This is a genomic window from Myxococcus dinghuensis (assembly GCF_024198235.1).
Taxonomy (GTDB): domain Bacteria; phylum Myxococcota; class Myxococcia; order Myxococcales; family Myxococcaceae; genus Myxococcus; species Myxococcus dinghuensis.
In genome coordinates this window covers 1-2726 of the sequence record NZ_JAKCFB010000105.1, presented here as the reverse complement: position 1 = coordinate 2726, position 2726 = coordinate 1, and the positions used below count along the sequence as shown (strand labels likewise).

Annotated in this window: 4 protein-coding genes; 3 read left to right on the top strand and 1 reads right to left on the bottom strand. The window is 64.3% G+C overall.

Features of this window, described 5'->3' with window-relative positions; all coding sequences use genetic code 11:
* A partial coding sequence (locus LZ198_RS42665; RefSeq protein WP_253977916.1) for a Hint domain-containing protein occupies positions 1-1313 on the top strand: 1313 nt, incomplete at its 5' end.
* On the opposite strand, the gene LZ198_RS42660 is transcribed toward LZ198_RS42665, so the two are convergent.
* Positions 1297-1749, bottom strand: a complete 453-nt coding sequence (locus tag LZ198_RS42660; RefSeq protein ID WP_253977915.1) for a hypothetical protein — start codon at positions 1747-1749, stop codon at positions 1297-1299. The genes LZ198_RS42665 and LZ198_RS42660 overlap by 17 nt on opposite strands.
* 299 nt (positions 1750-2048) lie before the next feature.
* Here LZ198_RS42660 and LZ198_RS42655 point away from each other — a divergent pair, with 299 nt between their 5' ends.
* Both LZ198_RS42655 and LZ198_RS42650 read left to right on the top strand, forming a co-directional pair.
* Entirely contained in the window at positions 2049-2333 is a 285-nt protein-coding gene (locus tag LZ198_RS42655; RefSeq protein ID WP_253977914.1) for a hypothetical protein, read from the top strand.
* On the top strand, positions 2333-2726 hold a 394-nt coding region (locus LZ198_RS42650), incomplete at its 3' end, for a M15 family metallopeptidase (protein ID WP_253977913.1). The genes LZ198_RS42655 and LZ198_RS42650, both read left to right, overlap by 1 nt.

The window sequence follows — 2726 nt, the reverse complement described above, 5'->3', positions numbered from 1 at the left end:
AGACGTCCGCCGCGACACTGGGGCCGGTGGGGGCCACCTACCGACGCGTCACGGTGTCGGGGACGTGTCCGGCCGGATGCACCGGGGTTCAGCTCTACTGGGAAACGGAGGTGCTGGCCGCCGACGTCGGCAAGCGCCTCTACTTCGATGCCGCGTCCTTGCGGAAGATGGTGACGTTCGACCTGTTGGCCGCGAACACGCTGAAGACGTCCAACTACGCTGAGGACGGCAACGGCATGCCCACGGCCGGGGCGAAGCTGGACAACGTGGGGACGACGCTGAAGGTGGCGTCCAACAACGTCCAGGTGGGCCGCTACTACCTGAGCGACGGCTTCTTCCGCGCCGTGCAGGCCCTCGCCGACACGGGTAGCCGCATCTACTACCGGGGCAACAACGAGGGCCCGCCGAACATCGACCGTCTGAGCCTCCAAGTCGTCGAAGGGTACGCGCTGGCCGGCGCTGCGGGGGGCGCGGGCTGGTTCTCATGGGCGCACTACCGGGCGACGATTCAGCCCCAGTCAGCGAGCGACAACCTCGACGCGCTTCGCTTCATGGAGGTGTCGTTCTACTGGGCTTATGGCGACCTCGTGACGCCGAACCTGCTCTACAGCACGACAGTTTCGCTCGCTGACCGCAAGTACCAGAACGGGCTTGCCGACGACGACGCGGCCAACGCGACGAGCGCGGGCTTCTCGTTCATGTACGGTGACAAGCTCAACCGCATCCGCGACTCGCTCGTGAACAAGTACCTCTACCTCAAGGTGCGCATGCACAACGCAGCGGGCTTCAGTGCGGAGCGCTGGTTCTACCCGCCGAGCGGCTACAACACGGACATGCTTCGCAGTGCCACCGGCCCCGGAGCGACGCCGGCCAGTGGTGGCGGTGGCGGTGGCCTGGAGCACGGAACGTGTGTCGCGCCGTGGGAGCCCGTGTTGCTTGCGGATGGCACGGAGCTACCCGCCGAGATGCTCAAGCCCGGCATGCGGGTGCTCACGATGCACGAGGACGCGAAGGATGGGGGCGTGTTCGACGTCGTCCACGTCGGCCGCCACCATGCCGCACGGTGCAAGCTCGTCATGGAGGATGGCCGGGTGCTTGTGGTGACGCCCGACCATCGCTGGCGCACCGTGGAGCGCGGCTGGACTCGCACGGACGCGCTTCTCCCAGGAGAAGCGATTGAGGGCTTCGCCCCGGGCCGCGTGGCGCGCGTGGAGCCGACGGACTCGGGCGACGTGATGAAGATCACCGTCCGCTGGGCGAAGACCTACGTTGTGCGGGGGCTGCTGGCGCACAATCTCAAGCCCCGGGATTAGCATCTGGGGGAGACGACACTAAGCCTGAAGGAACGAGGTTCGCCAGATCCATTTGTTGCAGCATCATGGCCGCCACGATTTCCAGGCGTTTGCGCTTCTTTTGGTGTGACTTTAGCTTGGAATCGGCTTCGGCGAGCACTATGCCCGAGGATTTGCTGTTGAGTCCTTGGTTGCTGAGATGCGGGATGGTCACGATTCTACAGGCATCATTGAAGACCTGAGGTTGGCTGCACAGCTTGCTGACCGCAATTTGGGCGCTACGTCCCGAGCAAATTAGCCACCTTCGGTCATCGCCCCCTATCTCGCTTTTCAGTCGCTCGATGTTTGTCTTTTTGAGGATTTTGGATTTCGAGGGCAGGGACTTCCCGTTGTCCTTCTCTTCGTAAATGACCTTGTTCCAGGAGTTTGAGATTGTCAGTTCTGTTCGACTTGGCATCCCAGGCACTTTCCAATCTCGGAGAATGCGGAGGAGTATTTCGAGATTTCGCCCAGTCTCTCCTGCCGCTGGACGATTATGAAACTCCTCGAACCAGCCTGGACAAGCGAAGATGAATGCGAATTCTCCGGTGCCTTGTTCGAAGTGCGGACCTTTTGGGATTCCCATATTCCTGTGCAAGTGAAGTGTTTTGGCGCAGGACATTGCCCTTGGGCGCTGGATTCTGCAAGTCACGGGATGGGCCATTCCCAGAAGTCACACCCATTTACCAGGGGTAACCCCAAGCCCCTGGTGACGTTGTGACTTCCGAAGAGACCCAGTCCCTACAGCTCGTCGTTGGCTCCCTGCTCGGAACGGCGGGGGTCGGTGTCCTCACCTGGGCCGCGAAGTCCCTGGTGGGGGAGATTCGCTCGCTCGTCGAGAAGGTCGCCCGGCAGGACGAGCGCATCAACACCCTTGCCGTGGAGCTGGGCGCGCTTCGCAGGTGGCGCGACGAGTTCAGCACGGGCCTTCCCGCCCAGGTCCGGCAGACCGTCGAGCTGGAGCTGCTGCGCATGGCCCAGGCCGATGGGGGGGACGCCTGATGACCCGGGAGAACTTCCAGCGGGTCGACCTGGACCGCGTCTATCTGCCGTTCGTCGCGGTGTCCTTCGAGGTCATCGCGCGGTGCATGGCCCGGGGCGTCCGCTACGTGGCGACCTACGGCTTCCGGAGCCTCGAGGAGCAGGCCGAGCTGCGGCGCCTCTTCCTCGCGGGCAAGGGCGGCAAGGCGTCGGCACCGGGGCTGTCCGCTCACAACTACGGGCTCGCCTTCGACTTCGTCTGTGACGGCGACGCCCGGCCCGGTGTTCAGCCCGATTGGCGCCTGCCGGCCTATCGCGTGCTGGGCGAGGAGTCGACGCGGGCGGGGCTCGTCTGGGGCGGCCGGTTCGGCGACTCGCCCCATGTGCAGTGGCCGGGCTACGTGAGCGCGCTCC